This window comes from Bradyrhizobium sp. BR 1433 (genome assembly GCF_051547665.1).
Classification (GTDB): domain Bacteria; phylum Pseudomonadota; class Alphaproteobacteria; order Rhizobiales; family Xanthobacteraceae; genus Bradyrhizobium; species Bradyrhizobium australafricanum.
Window position 1 is genome coordinate 8514369 of sequence record NZ_JBPUGG010000001.1, and the last position, 18228, is coordinate 8532596.

Sequence of the window (18228 nt, forward strand, 5' to 3'; positions counted from 1 at the left end):
TTCACCAAATCAGCGCCATGGAACGCCGTCAATCGGAAAATGGACAAATTGACGCCGCGGCAAACTGTTGTCCCGCCTTGGTAATCGGGGGATAGGCCGCGCGTCGGGAGGGAGCTTGAAGACTAGCCGCCGGTCACGCTCATGTGGCGGCTGACGCTCGGACGGTTGTGGCGGCGGTCGATGATGAAATCGTGCCCCTTCGGCTTCAGTCCGATGGCGCGGTCGATGGCCGCTGCCAGCAGGTCGTTGTCGGCGGAGGCGCGCAGCGGCCGGCGCAGGTCGGAGGCGTCCTCGTGGCCGAGGCAGGTGTGCAGCGTGCCGGTGCAGGTGATCCGCACCCGGTTGCAGGATTCGCAGAAATTATGGGTCATCGGCGTGATGAAGCCGAGCTTGCCGCCGGTCTCGGCGACCCGGACGTAGCGGGCGGGGCCGCCGGTGTCGTCGGACAGATCGGTCAGGGTGTAGTGCTTCTCGAGCCGCGCGCGCAGCAAGGACAGCGGCACGTACTGATCGATCCGGCCTTCGCCGATGTCGCCCATCGGCATCACCTCGATCAAGGTGAGGCCCATGCCCTTGCCGTGCGCCCATTCCATCAGCGCCGGAATCTCGTCCTCGTTCAGGTTCTTCAGCGCGACCGCGTTGATCTTGACCGCGAGTTCCGCCGACCGCGCCGCCTCGATGCCCGACAGCACCTTGTCGATGTCGCCCCAGCGGGTGATGGCCCGGAATTTTACGGGGTCGAGCGTGTCGAGCGAGACGTTGACGCGGCGCACGCCGCAATCGGCCAGCTCCTGGGCGAAGCGCGCCAGCTGCGAACCGTTGGTGGTCAGCGTCAATTCGTCGAGTGCGCCCGTGGTCAGATGGCGCGACAGTGAGCGCACCAGGCCCATCACGTTGCGGCGGACCAGCGGCTCGCCGCCGGTGAGGCGGATCTTGCGCACGCCCTTGGCGACGAAGGCCGAGCAGAGCCGGTCGAGTTCTTCCAGCGTCAAGAGATCGGCCTTCGGCAGGAAGGTCATGTCCTCCGACATGCAGTAGAAGCAGCGCAGGTCGCAGCGGTCGGTGACGGAGACGCGCAAATAACGGATGGTCCGGCCGAACGGATCGGTCATAGGACGAAACAGCGCGTCGGAATGTGCTTGCGTGGATCCGCTCATTCAGTTCGGGCCTTGCAATCTGTTTCCTGCCTGCCGCGCCGTGATCGGCTCCGGCATCCGCAATCTATGCATGTTGGCGCGTTGTCACAATGCGTCCCAAGAGATGATCGTATGGATGATCCGCAACATGCAAAGCGATAGGCGAGGCATATCGCGCGATGCATGATCGCAATCGCGGATGTGTCTCGGCCAAATACAAAAACCCGGCTTTGGGCCGGGCTCTTGTGCAGTGCAAATGCGGTTCGGCCGCCCGCGCTAGCGCGACGGCGCGGCGGCCGGCGCCGGCGCAGCCGCGCTCGGGGCGGGGAACGCGGAGTCCGGAGCGGCAGCGGCAGGCGCCGCAGCGGCAGCCGGTTTCGGCTTCTTCTTCCGTATCGGCTTCTTCGCCGCGTGCGGCGGCGGTCCGGCGGGCTGCAGCTCGGCGAACACCGGACTCGGATCCAGCGTCGTGGTGGCCGGCGTGGTGAAGTCGCCGGGAACGCGGGTCACGGTGACCGGAACGGTCGCCGGCTGGAACTTCGGCATGTTGAAGGTGACGGAGAAGTTGGTCTCCGGCGCCGGGATCGACACGGTGCAGGGCGTCTTGCAGCCCGGTCCGAGCGAGGTCACGGCGTCGGCGCCCGGCGGGTTCGAATCCAGCTGCACCGGCATCGGCGGCGGCGCCGACTTGAACGAATCCAATGAGAAGGAGGAGCAGCCGGCCAGGCTCAGCCCGGCGGCCGCAATCACGATGATACGACGCATGATCCACACTCTACTGCGGCAATCAGCCACAATCCCCGGAGCGGACCATAGGTGCGTCGGAACAGAGGCGCAACAGCAGGGGCCCTGTTCGTTAGCGGATGGTTAATGGCAGAATCGCATGGCTGAATATTGCCTAGCGATATCAGTGTGTTGCGGAAAGTTTATGCCGCGCTCAGGCTGGCGACGGCGTCCGGCAGATCGCGCATATGGCTGATCAGCCGGTCCGGCTTCAGTTCGGTCATTGGGACGTCGGTATAGCCAAAATCGACGCCGATCACCGGGACCTGGGCGCGCCTTGCGACCCCGACATCGGGGCCGGCATCGCCGACCATGATGGCGCCGGGCAGCCGGCCGCCGGCACGAGCCACCGTCTCGCGCAGGAACGTCGGATCGGGTTTTGCGATGCCGAAGGTATCAGCGCCGCAGATCGCGGCGAAGCGCTTGGTCAGGCCGAGCCGGTCGAGCAGCAGCTTCGACAGCCATTCCAGCTTGTTGGTGCACACCGCAAAGCGATGGCCCTTTGCCTCGAGCCGGTCTAGCGCGGCCTCGAGCCCGTCGAACGGGCGCGAGCCGTCGGCGATATGCTCGGCATAATAGTCGACGAAATCCGCGGTTAAGCGGTCAAGGTCACCGACGCTGACCGCGCGTCCTTCCACCTCGAGCCCGCGTTCCAGCAGCTTGCGGGCGCCGGCGCCGATCATGCTGCGCGCGGCCGCCAGCGGCACCGGCCGCAGGCCCTCGCGGTCGAGCACATGGTTCAGCGCGCCGATCAGATCGGGCGCGGTGTCGACCAGCGTGCCGTCGAGATCGAATACGACGATGGGGGGAGAGGCGGCGGACATGATGCTTTTGGCTATCGGGCCAGGCGCTGCGATGCAAGAGTAGATGTGGGCACGTCATGAGATAGGGGAGGCTGAGATGCGGGAACTTGCCGGAAAAGCCGCTTTTGTCACCGGCGCGGCCAGCGGAATCGGACTTGCGATGGCAACCGCCTTCGCCCGCGACGGCATGAAGGTGATGCTCGCCGACATTGAAACCGGTCCGCTGGACGAGGCCGTCGATGCGCTGCGCGCCGGCGGTGCGGATGTTCACGGCGTGGTCTGCGACGTTGCCGATCCCCTAAGCGTCGATCGCGCGGCGGAGGCGTCGTTCCGCGCCTTCGGCAAGGTCCATGTCGTCTGCAACAATGCCGGCGTCGCGGCCGGCGGCGGCATTGACCCGATCTCGGTCGACGACTGGCGCTGGGTGATCGACGTCAATCTGATGGGCGTCGTGCACGGCATCAGGAGCTTCCTGCCGCACATCCGCGGGCACGGCGAGGGTGGCCATATCGTCAATACGGCTTCGATGGCCGGGATGAATGCCGGGCTTGGCTTGAGCCCGTATTCGGCGACCAAGTTCGCCGTCGTCAGCCTGTCCGAAGGGCTCGCCATGCAGCTCAGGCCGCTCGGGATCGGCGTCAGCGTGCTCTGTCCGAGCTTTGTGCGGACCCGGATCGGCGAGAGCGGGCGCAACCGCCCGGAGCAGTACGGCCCGACCCGTCAGCTCGATCCGGCAAGCCCGATGGCCGCTGTCGTCGCCGAGATCGCGCGACGCCTCGAGGCCGGTCTCGATCCGGCGTCGGTTGCAGGGCAGGTGCTGGCTGCGATCCGCGACGACCAGTTCTACATTTTCACCCACCCCGGGATGCGGGCCGAGGTCGAACAGCGCTTTTCGGCGATTTTGGCCGCGATGGACGCCGTTTCGGCCTAAAGACTGGTCGCTTGCCGCGATTCCTGCCTGCAAAACGACGCTAGATATGCGCCCGCCGGGCCACCCGATGGCGGCCCGTAACGGACCAACCGAGGGGCTATCGGCACGTGGACATGGACGCACTGAAACGCCAGGCGGCGGCGCGCGCGCTCGAAGAGGTGCGCGACCGCATGAAGCTCGGGCTCGGCACCGGATCGACCGCGAAGCATTTCGTCGAGCTGCTCGGCGAGAAGGTCCGGTCGGGCATGAAGGTGATCGGCGTGCCGACCTCGGAAGCGACCCGCGCGGATGCGATCCGCTGCGGCGTTCCGCTGACCACGCTGGACGAGATCGACCATCTCGACCTCACCATCGACGGCGCCGACGAGATCGACCCGGCGCTCAACCTGATCAAAGGGGGCGGCGGCGCGCTGCTGCGCGAGAAGATCGTCGCGGCCGCCAGTGATCGCATGATCGTGATCGCCGACGACAGCAAATGGGTCGACGTGCTCGGCCGCTTTCCGTTGCCGGTCGAGGTGATCCCGTTCGGGCTCGCCGCGACCCAGGCCGCGATGGCGCGGGCGTTTTCAGAGGCCGGCGTGTCCGGCGAAATGCTGGTCCGTCAGGGCAAGGACGGTCACGTTTTTGTCACCGATGGCGGCCACTGGATCGTCGATGCCCATCTCGGCCGGATCGGCGATCCGCCGCGTCTTGCCGGTTTGCTTAGCGTGATTCCGGGCGTGGTCGAACACGGCCTGTTCATCGGGCTTGGCAGCGTCGCCGTGCTGGCCGGCGCGCAGGGAATTCGGGTTGTTGAACGGCCATGAGGCCGCAAGCAAGGAGACTTGGAATGAATTGTTTTTCGGGACTTTTGTCGGCTGCGGCCCTGGCGGCTGGACTGGCGCTCGCGCCGGCGATGGCGCAGCAGCCGCAGCTGCCTCCCATGCCCCAGGTCAAGCAGTCGACCCCCGCGGCGATTGGGTACGCCAAGGAAATCCTTCAGATGAAGAACGTGCAGGCGATGTATGCCGGCGCCGTTCCTGGAATCATCGAGAAGACCAAGACCGGTCTGCTCCAGCAATACCTCAACTACCAGAAGGACCTCAACGAGGTCGCGCTCGTCATCGCCAAGAACCTGGGTGGCAGTGAGAAGGAAATCGGCGAAGGCATGGCGCAGCTCTACGCTGCCGAGTTCACCGAGCAGGAGCTGAAGGATCTCGTGATCTTCTACAAGACGCCGCTCGGTCAGAAGCTTCTGACCTCCGAGCCCAAGGCAATCAACGATTCGCTGCAATATATGCAGCAGTGGGCGCAGCAGTTCGGCGTGATCGTCAACGCCCAGTTCAAGGCCGAGATGAAGAAGCGCGGCAAGGATATCTGAACGACGCCTCAGCATGACGGGCGTCGAGTTGAGTGCGCTGCACTATCTACGTCATTGCGAGCGAAGCGAAGCAATCCATTGTCCCACAAGCGGAGAGATGGATTGCTTCGTCGCTATCGCTCCTCGCAATGACGGCGATGAAAGACTAGATGCCCTCAAGATGAGGGAAAGCAGTTGATCAAGCCGAATTCCGGCGATTAGAGCTGAGATTTACCATGGCCGAGTTTGACGTCGACCTGTTTGTCATCGGTGGTGGTTCGGGCGGCGTTCGTGCTGCCCGCATCGCCGCGGGTTACGGTGCGAAGGTCATGGTCGCGGAAGAGTACCGGATGGGCGGCACCTGCGTGATCCGCGGCTGCGTGCCGAAGAAGCTGTTCGTGATCGGCAGCCACGTCCACGACGAGATCGAGGACGCGGCCGGCTTCGGCTGGAGCATCGGGCAGGTCTCGTTCGACTGGGCCACTCTCGTCGCCAACAAGGACAAGGAGATCGCCCGGCTCGAAGGCGCCTACACCACCAACGTCGAGAAGTCGGGCGCACGGATCGCGAAGACCCGCGCGGTGCTGGAGGATGCCCACACCATCAGACTCGCCACCGGCGAGAAGGTGACGGCGAAGTATATCCTGATCGCCACCGGCGGCGCGCCCAATCACGGGCCGATCGTGCCCGGCATCGAGCACGTGATCTCCTCCAACGAGGCGTTTCACCTCAAGGAGCTGCCGAAGCGGATCGTGATCCAGGGCGGCGGCTACATCGCGCTGGAATTCGCCGGCATCTTCGCCGGCTTCGGCTCCGACGTCACGGTGATCTATCGCGGCGACAACATCCTGCGCGGCTTCGACGAGGACGTGCGCAAGCATGTCCGCGCCGAGATGGAGAAGCGCGGCATCACCATCATCACCGGCTGCACGGTGGCGAAGGTCGACAAGCACGGCCGTGACTTCACCACCCATCTGTCGAGCGGCTCGAGCATCGCCTCCGACCAGGTGATGTTCGCGATCGGCCGGCATCCCAATGTCGCCAATCTCGGGCTGGAGACCGCCGGCGTCGCCATCAATCCCGCCAATGGCGGCATCCAGGTCGACGGCTGGTCGAAGACCTCGGTCGACAATATCTACGCGGTCGGCGACGTCACCCACCGCACCAATCTGACCCCGGTTGCGATCCGCGAGGGCCATGCCTTCGCCGACACGGTGTTCGGCAAGCGCCCGGTCGAGGTCGACCACGCCACGATCCCGACCGCGGTGTTCTCGCAACCGGAGGTCGGCACCGTCGGGCTCACGGAAGAGGAGGCGCGGGCGCAGTTCAGCCACGTCGACATCTACAAGACCGATTTCCGCCCGATCAAGGCGACGATGTCCGGCCGCGACACCCGCGTGCTGATGAAGCTCGTGGTCGACGGCGCGAGCGACCGCGTGCTCGGCTGCCACATCGTCGGCGATGGCGCCGCCGAAATCACCCAGGCCGTCGCGATCGCCGTCAAGATGAAGGCGACCAAGGCCGATTTCGACGCCACCATCGCGCTGCATCCGACCGCTTCCGAAGAATTGGTGACGATGCGCACCCCGACCGCGCGCCACGTGCGCCAGGCGGCGGAGTAGCGGTAGCCCGCAGGCCGGCGCTGCCGTCCTGGTGCTCTCCTGGCGATGGGGAACGGGGAATGAGCCCCGCCTGACAGCCCAACGCCGCCCGCTTAAAATACATGCGGACGGCGCTGTCTCTAGCCCCAGGAAGGTTGGCAAAATCCTGATGAGTATTTGTCTGCGGAAGCGGGGCAAAGGTTTCATACCTCAGAAGGGGTAGCGCGCCTCCGCAAGACCGACGCCGACGGCCGTGCTTCGTGTCCGGGAATTAGGGCACCCTTGTTGACATGCACATCCGCCCGGGACTTTTCCTCAGGGCCGCTCTTCGCGCGCGCTCGAATCGAACCCGGTTTCCGGCGAATGGCCCTCGCAGCGGCGCTGTGCACAGGCGACGCGCCATCGGCGCGCGGCCGTCTCGCGCACCTTGGAACCTTGCGCTATGCTGTCCGTTCCACTCTCAAACAGTTTGATGTCTCAAATTGAGGGAGCCGCGCATGAGAGGCCCAACCGAGCAGGAGATCCGGACCCGCGCCTACGAATTGTGGAAGGACGCCGGCGAGCCGCCGGGCAAGATGGATCAGCTCTGGTATCAGGCCGAAAAGGAACTGCTGGCGCGGCGAACCAGCAACGGCGAAGCGCCTTGCGACATCAACGGGCACAATGGGCCGAGTACATATCCGGAGAGGCTAAGGGGCGTGCATTGAGTGCGTCGCACGGCTGAGCTAACGAGTCCGGCAGGCTGGCCCGGACCGGAGGTATCATGAGCGGCGCGATCGATCTTTCGCAGAAACTGTCGACATTCAGCGATCACTGGTCGCCGCGCACCGTGGCGCAATTCAATGCCTGCGACGTCATGGTGGTAAAGGTGCAGGGCGAGTTCGTCTGGCACAAGCACGACGACACCGACGATTTCTTCCTCGTGCTGAAAGGCATCCTCGACATCGAGCTGCGCGACCGCACCGTGACGCTGAAGCCCGGCCAGATGTACATCGTGCCGAAGGGCGTCGAGCATCGACCCGTCGCGCGGGAAGAAGTGCATCTGCTGCTGATCGAGCCGACCGGGACACCCAACACGGGCGATGCTGCGACGGCTGCGCCGCGGAAGGTGGTGTGAGGCTGGCAGGATGGGTGGAGCGAAGCGATACCCATCATCTTGACCGCGAATCCGAGTTGAAGAGCAAAGCTGGGCGATTCATGTCGCGAGAATGCGAATGTATGACTCACGGACAGCGCAATACATGCGGTGTCGTCCCTGCGAAAGCAGCGTCCCATAGCCGCCGTCGTCAGTTGGCTTGCAGCGCTGGAGCCACAACCTGTTTCAACAACGCAGCCCCGTGGTTATGGGTCCTGCTTTCGCAGGGACGACGCCGGAGAGTGCTGCGCTTACCCTTCCGCCTCGAGCCATTCCGCGGCGCCGCGCCATAGCGTGTCGCGGTGGTCGCTGCGGAAGAAGCCGAAATGGCCGATCTTGGCGACACCGGCGTCGGCGGGGCGGATCGAGATGATCTCGGGCGTGGTCGACGTGAAGGCGGAGCAGAGCAATTCGACCGCCGGCCGCGTTGCCCAGGTATCGTCGGTGATGACAAGCGCGCGGAGCTTGCCCTTGAACTTCGGAAAATTTTCGCGCTCCGTCAGCGTGGCATCATCGAGCAGATAGCGCTCCCGCATCACCCAGCTCCGCCATTGCTCGAACGCGCCCCTCGGCAGGTCCATGCCGAGGCCGGCCCAGGCGGGCAAGTAGCCGAGCGTGCGCGCCAGCGGCAGGCCGACACCGTTCATGAAGGCGACGACGCGGTAGCGCTCGGGCGAGGCCATCAGCTTCCAATAGGCGGCCTGGGAGGCGATCAGGAGCGCACGCGGGATCTCGGCATTGTTGGCCAGCAGCCCGAGCGCCTGGCCGCCGAAGGAGTGGCCGACATAGGCGAAGGGGAGGTTGCGGTATCGCTCGCGCATCCAGCTCACCACCGCGGTGGCATCGAGCGCGGCCCAGTCGGCCATGGTGGCCTTGAAGCCGGCCAGCGATTTCGGCTTGTTGAGGCCGGTCGCCGCCATCGGCCGGCTATCGCCGGTGCCGCGGTAGTCGTAGGTCAGTACCGCGGCGCCGCGGCGGGCGAGGTAGCAGGCAAAGCCGCGATAGACCTTGCGGGGCACGGCGGTCGCCGAGTTGATCAGGACGGCGTGGCGCCGCGTGCCGCGCGGCAGGAACAACGTCGCGGCGAGCGGATAGCCGTCTGCGGCCGGCACGACGATGTCGTCGCTAAAAACGTCGTCCAGCGCGGCGGAGGCCACGGCGATTTCCCCGGCATTCATGCTATGCTCTACCAAAAGCGAATTCGGATTTCCCTGCAAGGGCTTGACCAGATTGCAGGAATCCTTCTAGCGGGAAAGCGGGGGCCTGTGTATAAGCCGGGCTTTCCTCATGCCGTGATTAAGTCGCGGTTTTTGCTCAGGAGTTGACCTCATGTCCGAGCGGTGGACACCCGATAGCTGGCGCGCCAAGAAGGTGCTGCAGGTGCCCGATTATCCCGATGCCAAGGCATTGGCCGATGTCGAGGCCCAGCTGGCGACCTTTCCGCCGCTGGTGTTCGCGGGCGAGGCGCGCAGCCTGAAGAAGGCGCTGGGGCGGGTCGCCGCCGGCGAGGCCTTCCTGCTGCAGGGCGGCGACTGCGCCGAGAGCTTTGCCGAGCACGGCGCCAACAACATCCGCGACTTCTTCCGCGTCCTGTTGCAGATGGCGGTCGTGCTGACCTATGCCGGCGCGCTGCCGGTGGTGAAGGTCGGCCGGATCGCCGGCCAGTTCGCCAAGCCGCGCTCGTCGCCGACCGAGAAGCAGGGCGACGTCGAGCTGCCGAGCTATCGCGGCGACATCGTCAACGACATCGCCTTCACCCCGGAGGCGCGCATTCCCGATCCGCAGCGCCAGCTAATGGCTTATCGGCAATCCGCCGCGACGCTGAACCTGCTGCGCGCGTTCGCCACCGGTGGTTTCGCCAATCTCGGCAGCGTGCATCAGTGGATGCTCGGCTTCCTGAAGGATTCGCCGCAGTCACGCCGCTACAAGGAGCTGGCCGACCGTATCTCGGATGCGCTGAACTTCATGCGCGCCTGCGGCCTCGACCTCGAGAGCCATCCCGAGCTGCGCGCCACCGATTTCTACACCAGCCACGAGGCGCTGCTGCTCGGCTACGAGCAGGCGATGACGCGGGTCGATTCCACCACCGGCGACTGGTACGCGACCTCCGGCCACATGATCTGGATCGGCGACCGAACCCGTCAGCTCGATCACGGCCATGTCGAATATTTCCGCGGCATCAAGAACCCGATCGGCCTGAAATGCGGCCCGTCGCTGAAGCCGGACGAACTGTTGAAGCTGATCGACATCCTCAATCCCGACGATGAGCCGGGGCGCCTGACCCTGATCAACCGGTTCGGCGCCGACAAGGTCGGCGACCATCTGCCAGGCCTGATCCGCGCCGTGCAGCGGGAAGGGCGCAAGGTGGTGTGGTCGTGCGATCCGATGCACGGCAACACCATCACCTCGACCTCGGGCTACAAGACGCGGCCGTTCGATCGCGTGCTGTCGGAGGTGAGGTCGTTCTTCCAGATCCACGCTGCTGAAGGCACCCATGCCGGCGGCGTGCACCTGGAGATGACCGGACAGGACGTCACCGAATGCATCGGCGGCGCGCGCGCCATCACCGATGAGGACCTCAACGACCGCTACCACACGGTCTGCGATCCCCGTCTTAATGCCGAACAGTCGATCGACATGGCCTTCCTGATCGCCGAACTCCTGAAGCAGGAGCGCGCCGGCAAGGTCAAGCCGATGCCGGCCGCTGCGGGGTTGTGATTGGGGCTGTGGCTTGGGCAGGCAGTGACTTGGACTTGGGGGCCGTGACTTGCTGAGGTTCTGGCGAGCCACCATCAACTCGCGCAACGGGCTGGCATTCGCCATTCGCTCGGAGCAGGCGATTCGCGAGGAGGTGGTGGCGCTGGCGCTGTCGCTGCCGCTGGCCTGGCTGGTCGGCGCCACCGTGATGCGCCGGGTCGAATTGGTTGCGACCGTGGTGCTGGTGCTCGTCATCGAGCTGCTCAACACCGCGATCGAGAAGCTAGCCGATCGCCTGACCATGGATCACGATCCGCAGATCGGGCGGGTCAAGGACATGGGCTCGGCCGCGGTCGGCGTCGCGCTCGTCATGGCCGGGCTGTTCTGGCTGTTCGCCCTCGCCGAACGCATGGGCGCGTTCTGATTCCCGAGCATGATCCGGAAACGTGGGAACCGGTTTTCCGATCAGATCATGCTCAAAAGAAGCTCCCGCCGGTCACGGCGCGATTTCTGCAATCGCACCATGACTGGAAGGTGATTGAAGTTTGCTGTTGTGCAGGACAACTTAAGCGTATGAGCGAACAACAGATCAAGATTACGCTGGCGCAACTCAATCCGACGGTCGGTGACGTCACCGGCAACGCCGCGAGGGCGCGCGCCGCGCGCGAGAAAGCCAAGGCCGACGGCGCCGACCTCGTGGTGCTGTCGGAACTGTTCATCGCCGGCTACCCGCCGGAGGATCTGGTGCTCAAGCCGGCGTTCCAGTCGGCCTGCCGCGCCGCGATCGAGGAACTGGCGCGCGAGACCAGGGATGGTGGCCCAGCGATGCTGATCGGCACGCCGTGGGTCGAGGACGGCAAGCTCTACAATGCCTGCGCGCTGCTCGACGGCGGCCGCATCGCCGCGCTGCGCTTCAAGGCCAATCTGCCAAATTACGGCGTGTTCGACGAGAAGCGGCTGTTCGCGCGCGGCCCGGCGCCGGGCCCGGTGACGGTGCGCGGCGTGCGTATCGGCGTGCCGATCTGCGAGGACATCTGGCTCGAGGAGTTCGAAGAGTACGAGAACGTCGTCGAATGTCTCGCCGAGACCGGCGCCGAGATTCTCCGTGGTGCCGAACGGCTCGCCCTATGCCCGCGACAAGGCCGACCTCAGGCTGTCGATCGTCGTCGCGCGCGTCACTGAGAGCGGGCTGCCGCTGGTCTATCTCAACGAGGTCGGCGGCCAGGATGAGCTGATCTTCGACGGCGCCTCGTTCGCGCTGAATGCCGATCTTTCCGTCGCGGCGCAGCTTCCGGCGTTCGAGGAGAACATCACGACGCTGACCTGGCGCAAGACCGCCGACGGCTGGCGCTGCAACGGGCCGATCACGGCGCAGCTCGAGGGCGACAAGGCCGATTACGCGGCCTGCGTGCTCGGTCTGCGCGACTATGTCCGCAAGAACGGTTTTCCCGGCGTGCTGCTCGGCGTCTCCGGCGGCATCGACTCGGCGCTGTGCGCGGCGATCGCGGTCGATGCGCTCGGCGCCGACAAGGTGCGCGGCGTGATGCTGCCGTTCCGCTACACCGCGCAGGTGTCGCTCGACGATGCCGCCAAGCTCGCCGCGGCGCTCGGCATCCGCTACGAGATCCTGCCGGTCGCCGATGCCGTGAACGGCTTCGAGACGATTCTGGCGCCGGTGTTCAAGGGGCTGGACCGCGACATCACCGAGGAGAATTTGCAGGCGCGCGCCCGCGGCACGCTGTTGATGGCGATCTCCAACAAGACCGGCGCCATGGTGGTGACCACCGGCAACAAGTCGGAGATGTCGGTCGGCTACGCCACGCTGTACGGCGACATGAACGGCGGCTTCAATCCGATCAAGGACATCTACAAGACCGAGGTGTTTCGCCTGTCGAGCCTGCGCAATGGCTGGAAGCCGGACGGCGCGCTCGGGCCGTCAGGCGAGGTGATCCCGGTCAACATCATCATCCGGCCGCCGACCGCCGAGTTGCGCGAGAACCAGACCGACCAGGATTCGCTGCCGCCCTACGACGTGCTGGACGCGATCCTCGAGCGGCTGGTGGAGCGCGAGGAGCCGCTGGCGACCATCATCGAAGCCGGCTTCGACCGCGACGTGGTGGCCCGGGTCGATCGCCTGCTCAACATCGCCGAATACAAGCGGCGGCAGGCGGCGCCGGGGGTGAAGGTGACGCGGAAGAACTTCGGCCGCGACCGCCGCTATCCCATCACCAACCGCTTCCGCGATTTCGGCAAGGCGCTGCCGGCGCCCGACGAGACGCTGGTGGCGCGCACCTCGCGCGCGTCGGCGGAAGCGTTCGAGGGCTGAACTCTTCTTACCGCTTGGGAATGAAGGTCGGGCCGACGGTGCGGATCTGGCCGTCGCTCGCCGGCGCGGCCGGTGCCGCGGCGTCAGCGGCGGCGGGCTGCTGTTGAGCTGCGGCTGCGGGCGCGCCCTTCTTGCCGGCGGCGGCCTTGGTCTGGGCGCGCTGCTGCATCTTCCGCGCGCTCTCCTCGGTGACGATGATGTCACCCTGCTGCTCGGCGGACGCCTTGTCGTCGACCGCCTTCAGCGCCTCGGCCCAGCTCTGGCCGGCCGGCTTGCAGGAGCAGGACGGATTGAACTCGGTGCGGTACTTGAAGGCGTTCGGCAGCGACGAGTAGGACACGCCGCTGATCGAGACCGCCTGGTTGATGTCCTCGCCGGGATTTCGGTAGGTGAACAGGCTGGCATCCGCGGCAGGGCACTGCGCCTTGCAGATCTGCTCGTCGGCGGCGAAGCGCGCCTGCACGGTCGCGAACGAGATCGGGAAATAGGCGCCGTCGCAGGTGCGGACGCAGACGGTGCGGAAGGTGCCGGACTGGGCGCCATACTGCGCATCGGGCGGGGGCAGCGGATTGTTGGGATTGCCGCCGCCACCGCCGCCGAACAGGTTCTCGAGGAAGTTGCCGGGGCCACGCGCGGCCGCGGCATATTGCGGGCCGCAATTATTCTGCGCCAGAGCGGTCAGGACCGAACGGCGCTGGTTCTCGCGGTCGGCGCCGCCGAGCCCGCCCGAGCGCAGCCGCTCGAGATTGGCGGTGATCTGGTCGAGATTGGCGCGCATCTGCTGGATCTGGGTGTTGACCGGACCGCACTGCGCCGAATTGTTGTTGAAGAGCGAGAAGAATCCGGAGCTGTCGCAGCCCATGCGCCGGGCCTGCGCCGTCACGCGATCGAGCTCGCCCTGCTGGCGGGTTGCCGCGTCCTGATAGCGGCGGATCTGCTCGTCCTTGGCCGGGTCGCCGGAGCCGCCGCCGCGGTCGATCGCCGCCAGCTGGCCTTCGAGCCGGCCGCACATCGGATTGGCCTGCGGATTGGGCTGTGGCGCGCCTTGCGGAGCCGGACCGGGCGGGCCAGGCACTTGCGCCAGGGCATGCATGGCGGGCAGGGACATGCCGGCCAGCACGGCGCAACTCAGAAACCAGCGGGAGAAGCGAGAACGGGAGCTATTGGGCATATCCGGCCATTAAAACGACGCCGCGCGGCGATCAACGCCAAAGCGCGCGGGCAAGGCCGCTGCAATAGCCGTTTCTCGGGGCAGCGTCACGTCGTTTCCGGGGCGCCGGTGTGGCAATAACCCCGTCTGGCCAGCGGCTTGGCTCAGCGCTGGCAGGTGATGGCGACGAATTCACCACAGCTGTTGCCGTTGCATTTTTCATTCGCGGCGTGCGGAACCGCACCGGTGATCTCGTCGGGATCGACGCGGCGGTAGTTGGTGGCCTGCGCAAAATCGCGTGACCGGCAGTAGGCGCGGGCGGCAGAGGCGCCGCAGCGATCGCCGCGGGCGAGGCACTGGTCGATGCCGTAGCCGTCGGCCTGGTTGGCGACAATGAAGACGCGGCTGTCGGCCAGCGCGGCCGAGGAGACAAGTAAGGACGGAGCAAGAAAGAGCGTGCAGGCAATCAATGCTGAAACAGGCCGCATGGTGCACCAGTGAAAATGGCGGGGAATCCGCAAGCGTCCGGATACGCCCAAATCCTTAATAATGATTAACCCTGAGGGCGTTGACGTGATTTCGGTGCGGGGCGGCTGGCAAACCGCCCGAAAACAGCCCCTTGACGCAATAATGGGGCCGTGAGACATGGTGGAACCATGAACGGCCACCTCGCCATCTGCAGCATTTGCCGCGAGATTATGAGCTAGCGATTTGCTGGCTGAGGCCGTCTTTTCTCAACACATGAGAGCATTGGACCGCCCGGCCGCAAGGGAACGGTTTCCATGGATTTGCGCCTCTACGATACGCTGACCCGGGAGAAGCGGCCGTTTGTGCCGCTCGATGCCGACAACGTCCGCATGTATGCCTGCGGACCGACGGTCTACGACTTCGCCCATATCGGCAACGGCCGCGCCGCCATCGTTTTCGACGTGCTGTTTCGCGTGCTGCGCCATCGCTATGGCGCCGATCACGTGACCTATGTCCGCAACGTCACCGACGTCGACGACAAGATCAACGTCCGCGCCGCGCGGGATTATCCCGGCGTGCCGCTGAACGAGGCGATCCGCAAGGTCACCGAGCAGACCTATCAGCAGTATCAGGACGACGTCACGGCGCTCGGCTGCTTGCCGCCGACCGTGCAGCCGCGCGCGACGGAGCACATCCCGGAGATGCGCGCCATCATCGAGAAGCTGGTCGCCGGCGGCTTTGCCTATGTCGCCGAGGATCACGTGCTGTTCTCGCCGCAGGCGATGAACGCGGCCAATTCGATGCTGCCGCGTTACGGCGCGCTGTCGAAGCGTTCGCTCGACGAGATGATCGCCGGTGCCCGGGTCGACGTCGCGCCCTACAAGCGCGACAACACCGATTTCGTGCTGTGGAAGCCGTCGAAGCCGGGCGAGCCGTCATGGCCGTCGCCGGCAGGCATCAAGGTCGAGGGCCGGCCCGGCTGGCACATCGAGTGCTCGGCAATGGCCTGGAAGCATCTCGGCGAGAAGTTCGACATCCATGGCGGCGGCATCGACCTGGTGTTTCCGCACCATGAGAACGAGCTCGCCCAGACCTGCTGCGCATTCCACTCCGACCGCATGGCCAATGTCTGGATGCACAACGGCTTCTTGCAGATCGAAAGCGAGAAGATGTCGAAGTCGCTCGGCAACTTCTTCACGATACGCGATCTCTTGGCCGATTGGCCCGGCGAGGTGCTGCGGCTTGCCATGCTGAAGACGCATTATCGTTCGCCGCTCGACTGGACCGCCAAGGCCACCGAGGAGGCCGCGAAGACACTCGACGACTGGTACGCGGTCGCGGCCGACGCCGATCCCGGAGCGCCGTCGCCGGCGATGGTCGAGGCGCTCTACGACGACCTCAACACGGCGCAGGCGATGGCCGTGCTGCACGGCCTGCGCGGTGCTGCGTCGAGCAGCGAACAGAGCCGCAGGGAGTTTGCCGGCTCGCTCCGGCTGCTCGGCTTCCTGTCGGAGAGCGCGGCCGCGTGGGAGGCCCGCAAGCAGCAGGCGAGTGGCGTCGATGCTGCGGCCGTCGAGGCACTGATCGCCGAGCGCACCGCGGCGCGGGCGCGCAAGGACTTCAAGGAGTTGGATCGGATTCGCGATCAGCTCGCCGCGATGGGCGTGGCGATCAAGGACGGCAAGGATGCCGAAGGAAAGCCGATCACCACCTGGGAGGTCGCGCGATGAGCCGCTCCGCGCCCGCCTTGCGCCCGTATCTGCCCGACGACGCACCGCTGCTGGCGGCGATCTTCGCGGCCTCGATCATGGACCTGACCGGCGACGACTACAGCGAGGCGCAGCAGGAAGCCGGGCGATGGCCGCCGACGACGAGGCGGCCTTCGGCAAGAAGCTCGCCGGCCAGCTCACGCTGATCGCGACCTTGCAGGGCGCCCCGGTCGGATTCGCCTCGCTGAAGGGCGCCGATCTCATCGACATGCTCTATGTGCATCCGAGCGCGGTCGGGCAGGGTGTCGGCAGCGCGCTGTGCGATGCGCTGGAAAAGATCGCGAGTGCCCGCGGCACCAAGACCCTGAAGGTCGATGCCAGCGACACCGCGCTGGAATTTTTCCGCAAGCGTGGCTACGTCGCCCAGCGGCGCAACTCTGTCACTATCAACGACGAGTGGCTCGCCAACACCACGATGCAGAAGCAGCTCGATGGTGTCGCCACCCCGGGAGGCCATGCGTGAGCCGCGAGCGCCTCTATCTGTTCGACACCACGCTGCGCGACGGCGCGCAGACCAACGGCGTCGACTTCACCCTGCAGGACAAGCAGGTGATATCAGGCATGCTCGACGCGCTCGGCATCGACTATGTCGAGGGCGGCTATCCCGGCGCCAATCCGACCGACACCGAGTTCTTCAGCAAGAAGCCTGCGTTCGACCACGCGCGCTTCACCGCGTTCGGCATGACGCGGCGGCCGGGCCGCTCGGCGTCGAACGATCCCGGGCTTGCCGGCATCCTCGAGGCCAAGGCGGACGCGATTTGCTTCGTCGCGAAATCCTCCGCCTACCAGGTCCGCGTCGCGCTCGAGACCACGAATGAGGAGAACCTCGCCTCGATCCGCGACAGCGTCGCGGCCGCGAAGGCGCTCGGCCGCGAGGTGATGGTCGACTGCGAGCATTTCTTCGACGGCTACAAGGAGAACCGCGACTACGCGCTCGCCTGCGCCAAGGCGGCCTATCAGTCCGGCGCCCGCTGGGTGGTGCTGTGCGACACCAATGGCGGCACCATGCCGCATGAGATCGAGACCATCGTGGGCGATGTCGTCAAGCAGGTGCCCGGCGCCCATCTCGGCATCCACGCCCATAACGACACCGAGCAGGCGGTCGCCAATTCGCTCGCCGCGGTGCGGGCCGGCGCGCGGCAGATCCAGGGCACGCTCAACGGCCTCGGCGAGCGCTGCGGCAACGCCAACCTCTGCTCACTGATCCCGACCTTGAAGCTGAAGCAGGAGTTTTCCGACAAGTTCGAGATCGGTGTCACCACGGAGAAGCTGGCGACGCTGGTGAAGGTGTCGCGCACGCTCGACGACATGCTGAACCGCGCGCCCAACCGCCATGCGGCCTATGTCGGCGAAAGCGCGTTCGTCACCAAGACCGGCATCCATGCCTCCGCGGTCATGAAGGACCCGCAGACCTATGAGCACGTGCTGCCGGATTCCGTCGGCAACCACCGCAAGGTGCTGGTGTCCGATCAGGCCGGCCGCTCCAACGTGATGGCCGAGCTCGACCGTGCCGGCATCGCCTATGACAAGAGCGATCCGCGGCTGACGCGGCTGGTCGAGGAATTGAAGGAGCGCGAGGCCGCCGGCTTTGCCTATGAGTCCGCGAACGCGTCGTTCGATCTGCTGGCACGGCGCACGCTTGGCAAGGTGCCGGAGTATTTCAAGGTCGAGCAGTTCGACGTCAATGTCGAGCAGCGCTACAACGCCAACGGCCAGCGCGTCACCGTGGCGCTCGCGGTGGTGAAGGTCGATGTCGACGGCGAGCGGCTGATCTCGGCCGCCGAAGGCAACGGCCCGGTCAACGCGCTCGACGTCGCGCTACGCAAGGACCTCGGCAAATACCAGAAATATATCGATGGCCTGAAGCTGATCGACTACCGCGTGCGTATCCTCAATGGCGGCACCGAGGCGGTCACGCGCGTCTTGATCGAAAGCGAGGACGAGACCGGCGAGAGCTGGACCACGGTCGGCGTTTCGCCCAACATCATCGACGCCTCGTTCCAGGCGCTGATGGATTCGGTGTTCTACAAGCTGGTGAAGTCGGGCGCGCAGGCGTGAGTGATTGAGCCGTCATTCCGGGGCGATGCGAA

Annotated in this window: 16 protein-coding genes and 2 pseudogenes; 12 read left to right on the forward strand and 6 right to left on the reverse strand. The window is 65.7% G+C overall.

Annotated features, from left to right (window positions below; translation table 11 throughout):
* Positions 1–122: 122 nt before the first annotated feature.
* From moaA to ACSKB9_RS40785, 3 genes are all read right to left on the reverse strand, one after another.
* Complete coding sequence (moaA, locus tag ACSKB9_RS40775) at positions 123–1157, reverse strand: GTP 3',8-cyclase MoaA (RefSeq protein ID WP_438079868.1); 1035 nt, start codon at positions 1155–1157, stop codon at positions 123–125.
* Between the two features lie 255 nt (positions 1158–1412).
* Entirely contained in the window at positions 1413–1901 is a 489-nt protein-coding gene (locus tag ACSKB9_RS40780) for a hypothetical protein (protein WP_438079869.1), read from the reverse strand.
* Between the two features lie 161 nt (positions 1902–2062).
* Positions 2063–2743, reverse strand: a complete 681-nt coding sequence (locus ACSKB9_RS40785; protein WP_076826449.1) for an HAD hydrolase-like protein — start codon at positions 2741–2743, stop codon at positions 2063–2065.
* A 76-nt stretch (positions 2744–2819) separates the two neighbouring features.
* Between ACSKB9_RS40785 and ACSKB9_RS40790 the strand changes: the two genes are divergently transcribed.
* The 6 genes from ACSKB9_RS40790 to ACSKB9_RS40815 all read left to right on the forward strand — a co-directional run bounded on the left by ACSKB9_RS40790 (position 2820) and on the right by ACSKB9_RS40815 (position 7710).
* Positions 2820–3653, forward strand: a complete 834-nt coding sequence (locus ACSKB9_RS40790) for an SDR family NAD(P)-dependent oxidoreductase (protein WP_438079871.1) — start codon at positions 2820–2822, stop codon at positions 3651–3653.
* Positions 3654–3760: 107 nt separating this feature from the next.
* Positions 3761–4459 (forward strand): ribose-5-phosphate isomerase RpiA, encoded by a 699-nt coding sequence (rpiA, locus tag ACSKB9_RS40795; RefSeq protein ID WP_438079872.1) that lies wholly within the window; start codon positions 3761–3763, stop codon positions 4457–4459.
* A gap of 23 nt (positions 4460–4482) precedes the next feature.
* Positions 4483–5013 (forward strand): DUF2059 domain-containing protein, encoded by a 531-nt coding sequence (locus ACSKB9_RS40800; RefSeq protein WP_438079874.1) that lies wholly within the window; start codon positions 4483–4485, stop codon positions 5011–5013.
* Between the two features lie 215 nt (positions 5014–5228).
* Complete coding sequence (gene gor / locus ACSKB9_RS40805) at positions 5229–6614, forward strand: glutathione-disulfide reductase (RefSeq protein ID WP_057017261.1); 1386 nt, start codon at positions 5229–5231, stop codon at positions 6612–6614.
* A gap of 476 nt (positions 6615–7090) precedes the next feature.
* Positions 7091–7300, forward strand: coding sequence for a DUF2934 domain-containing protein (locus ACSKB9_RS40810; protein WP_438079875.1), 210 nt, complete (start codon positions 7091–7093; stop codon positions 7298–7300).
* 56 nt (positions 7301–7356) lie between these two features.
* Entirely contained in the window at positions 7357–7710 is a 354-nt protein-coding gene (locus tag ACSKB9_RS40815; protein ID WP_225641477.1) for a cupin domain-containing protein, read from the forward strand.
* A 269-nt stretch (positions 7711–7979) separates the two neighbouring features.
* Here the strand turns inward: ACSKB9_RS40815 and ACSKB9_RS40820 are convergent, their stop codons facing one another.
* Positions 7980–8906 carry an alpha/beta hydrolase family protein gene (locus ACSKB9_RS40820; protein ID WP_438079878.1) on the reverse strand — a complete coding sequence of 309 codons (927 nt, stop codon included), beginning with the start codon at positions 8904–8906 and terminating at the stop codon, positions 7980–7982.
* A gap of 151 nt (positions 8907–9057) precedes the next feature.
* On the opposite strand from ACSKB9_RS40820, the gene ACSKB9_RS40825 reads away from it, so the two are divergent.
* The 3 genes and pseudogenes from ACSKB9_RS40825 to ACSKB9_RS40835 all read left to right on the forward strand — a co-directional run bounded on the left by ACSKB9_RS40825 (position 9058) and on the right by ACSKB9_RS40835 (position 12751).
* Positions 9058–10446 carry a class II 3-deoxy-7-phosphoheptulonate synthase gene (locus tag ACSKB9_RS40825; protein WP_028334252.1) on the forward strand — a complete coding sequence of 463 codons (1389 nt, stop codon included), beginning with the start codon at positions 9058–9060 and terminating at the stop codon, positions 10444–10446.
* 49 nt (positions 10447–10495) lie between these two features.
* Complete coding sequence (locus tag ACSKB9_RS40830; RefSeq protein ID WP_028334253.1) at positions 10496–10849, forward strand: diacylglycerol kinase; 354 nt, start codon at positions 10496–10498, stop codon at positions 10847–10849.
* A 149-nt stretch (positions 10850–10998) separates the two neighbouring features.
* Positions 10999–12751, forward strand: a pseudogene (locus ACSKB9_RS40835) (NAD+ synthase).
* 7 nt (positions 12752–12758) lie between these two features.
* Here the strand turns inward: ACSKB9_RS40835 and ACSKB9_RS40840 are convergent.
* A complete protein-coding gene (locus ACSKB9_RS40840) occupies positions 12759–13922 on the reverse strand; it encodes a DUF2865 domain-containing protein (RefSeq protein WP_438079879.1) in 1164 nt (387 codons plus the stop codon).
* Positions 13923–14065: 143 nt separating this feature from the next.
* Positions 14066–14389, reverse strand: coding sequence for a hypothetical protein (locus ACSKB9_RS40845; protein ID WP_438080612.1), 324 nt, complete (start codon positions 14387–14389; stop codon positions 14066–14068).
* 294 nt (positions 14390–14683) lie between these two features.
* Between ACSKB9_RS40845 and cysS the strand changes: the two genes are divergently transcribed.
* The 3 genes and pseudogenes from cysS (at position 14684) to cimA (ending at position 18196) form a co-directional block, all read left to right on the forward strand.
* Positions 14684–16099, forward strand: coding sequence for a cysteine--tRNA ligase (cysS, locus tag ACSKB9_RS40850; protein WP_438079881.1), 1416 nt, complete (start codon positions 14684–14686; stop codon positions 16097–16099).
* Positions 16096–16601: pseudogene (locus ACSKB9_RS40855) on the forward strand (N-acetyltransferase family protein). The gene cysS and the pseudogene ACSKB9_RS40855 overlap by 4 nt, the downstream one beginning before the upstream one ends.
* Positions 16598–18196, forward strand: a complete 1599-nt coding sequence (gene cimA, locus ACSKB9_RS40860; RefSeq protein ID WP_438079883.1) for a citramalate synthase — start codon at positions 16598–16600, stop codon at positions 18194–18196. Before ACSKB9_RS40855 ends, cimA begins: the two are co-directional and overlap by 4 nt.
* Positions 18197–18228 lie beyond the last annotated feature (32 nt).

What these genes read in the sequence shown, in the direction of transcription:
- ACSKB9_RS40845 (WP_438080612.1), bottom strand. Translation starts at nt 14,389, where the DNA reads ATGCGGCCTGTTTCAGCATTGATTGCCTGCACGCTCTTTCTTGCTCCG.
- ACSKB9_RS40785 (WP_076826449.1), bottom strand. Translation starts at nt 2,743, where the DNA reads ATGTCCGCCGCCTCTCCCCCCATCGTCGTATTCGATCTCGACGGCACG.
- ACSKB9_RS40815 (WP_225641477.1), top strand. Translation starts at nt 7,357, where the DNA reads ATGAGCGGCGCGATCGATCTTTCGCAGAAACTGTCGACATTCAGCGAT.
- ACSKB9_RS40825 (WP_028334252.1), top strand. Translation starts at nt 9,058, where the DNA reads ATGTCCGAGCGGTGGACACCCGATAGCTGGCGCGCCAAGAAGGTGCTG.
- moaA (WP_438079868.1), bottom strand. Translation starts at nt 1,157, where the DNA reads ATGAGCGGATCCACGCAAGCACATTCCGACGCGCTGTTTCGTCCTATG.
- ACSKB9_RS40840 (WP_438079879.1), bottom strand. Translation starts at nt 13,922, where the DNA reads ATGCCCAATAGCTCCCGTTCTCGCTTCTCCCGCTGGTTTCTGAGTTGC.
- ACSKB9_RS40810 (WP_438079875.1), top strand. Translation starts at nt 7,091, where the DNA reads ATGAGAGGCCCAACCGAGCAGGAGATCCGGACCCGCGCCTACGAATTG.
- cysS (WP_438079881.1), top strand. Translation starts at nt 14,684, where the DNA reads ATGGATTTGCGCCTCTACGATACGCTGACCCGGGAGAAGCGGCCGTTT.
- ACSKB9_RS40800 (WP_438079874.1), top strand. Translation starts at nt 4,483, where the DNA reads ATGAATTGTTTTTCGGGACTTTTGTCGGCTGCGGCCCTGGCGGCTGGA.
- ACSKB9_RS40820 (WP_438079878.1), bottom strand. Translation starts at nt 8,906, where the DNA reads ATGAATGCCGGGGAAATCGCCGTGGCCTCCGCCGCGCTGGACGACGTT.
- ACSKB9_RS40790 (WP_438079871.1), top strand. Translation starts at nt 2,820, where the DNA reads ATGCGGGAACTTGCCGGAAAAGCCGCTTTTGTCACCGGCGCGGCCAGC.
- gor (WP_057017261.1), top strand. Translation starts at nt 5,229, where the DNA reads ATGGCCGAGTTTGACGTCGACCTGTTTGTCATCGGTGGTGGTTCGGGC.
- ACSKB9_RS40780 (WP_438079869.1), bottom strand. Translation starts at nt 1,901, where the DNA reads ATGCGTCGTATCATCGTGATTGCGGCCGCCGGGCTGAGCCTGGCCGGC.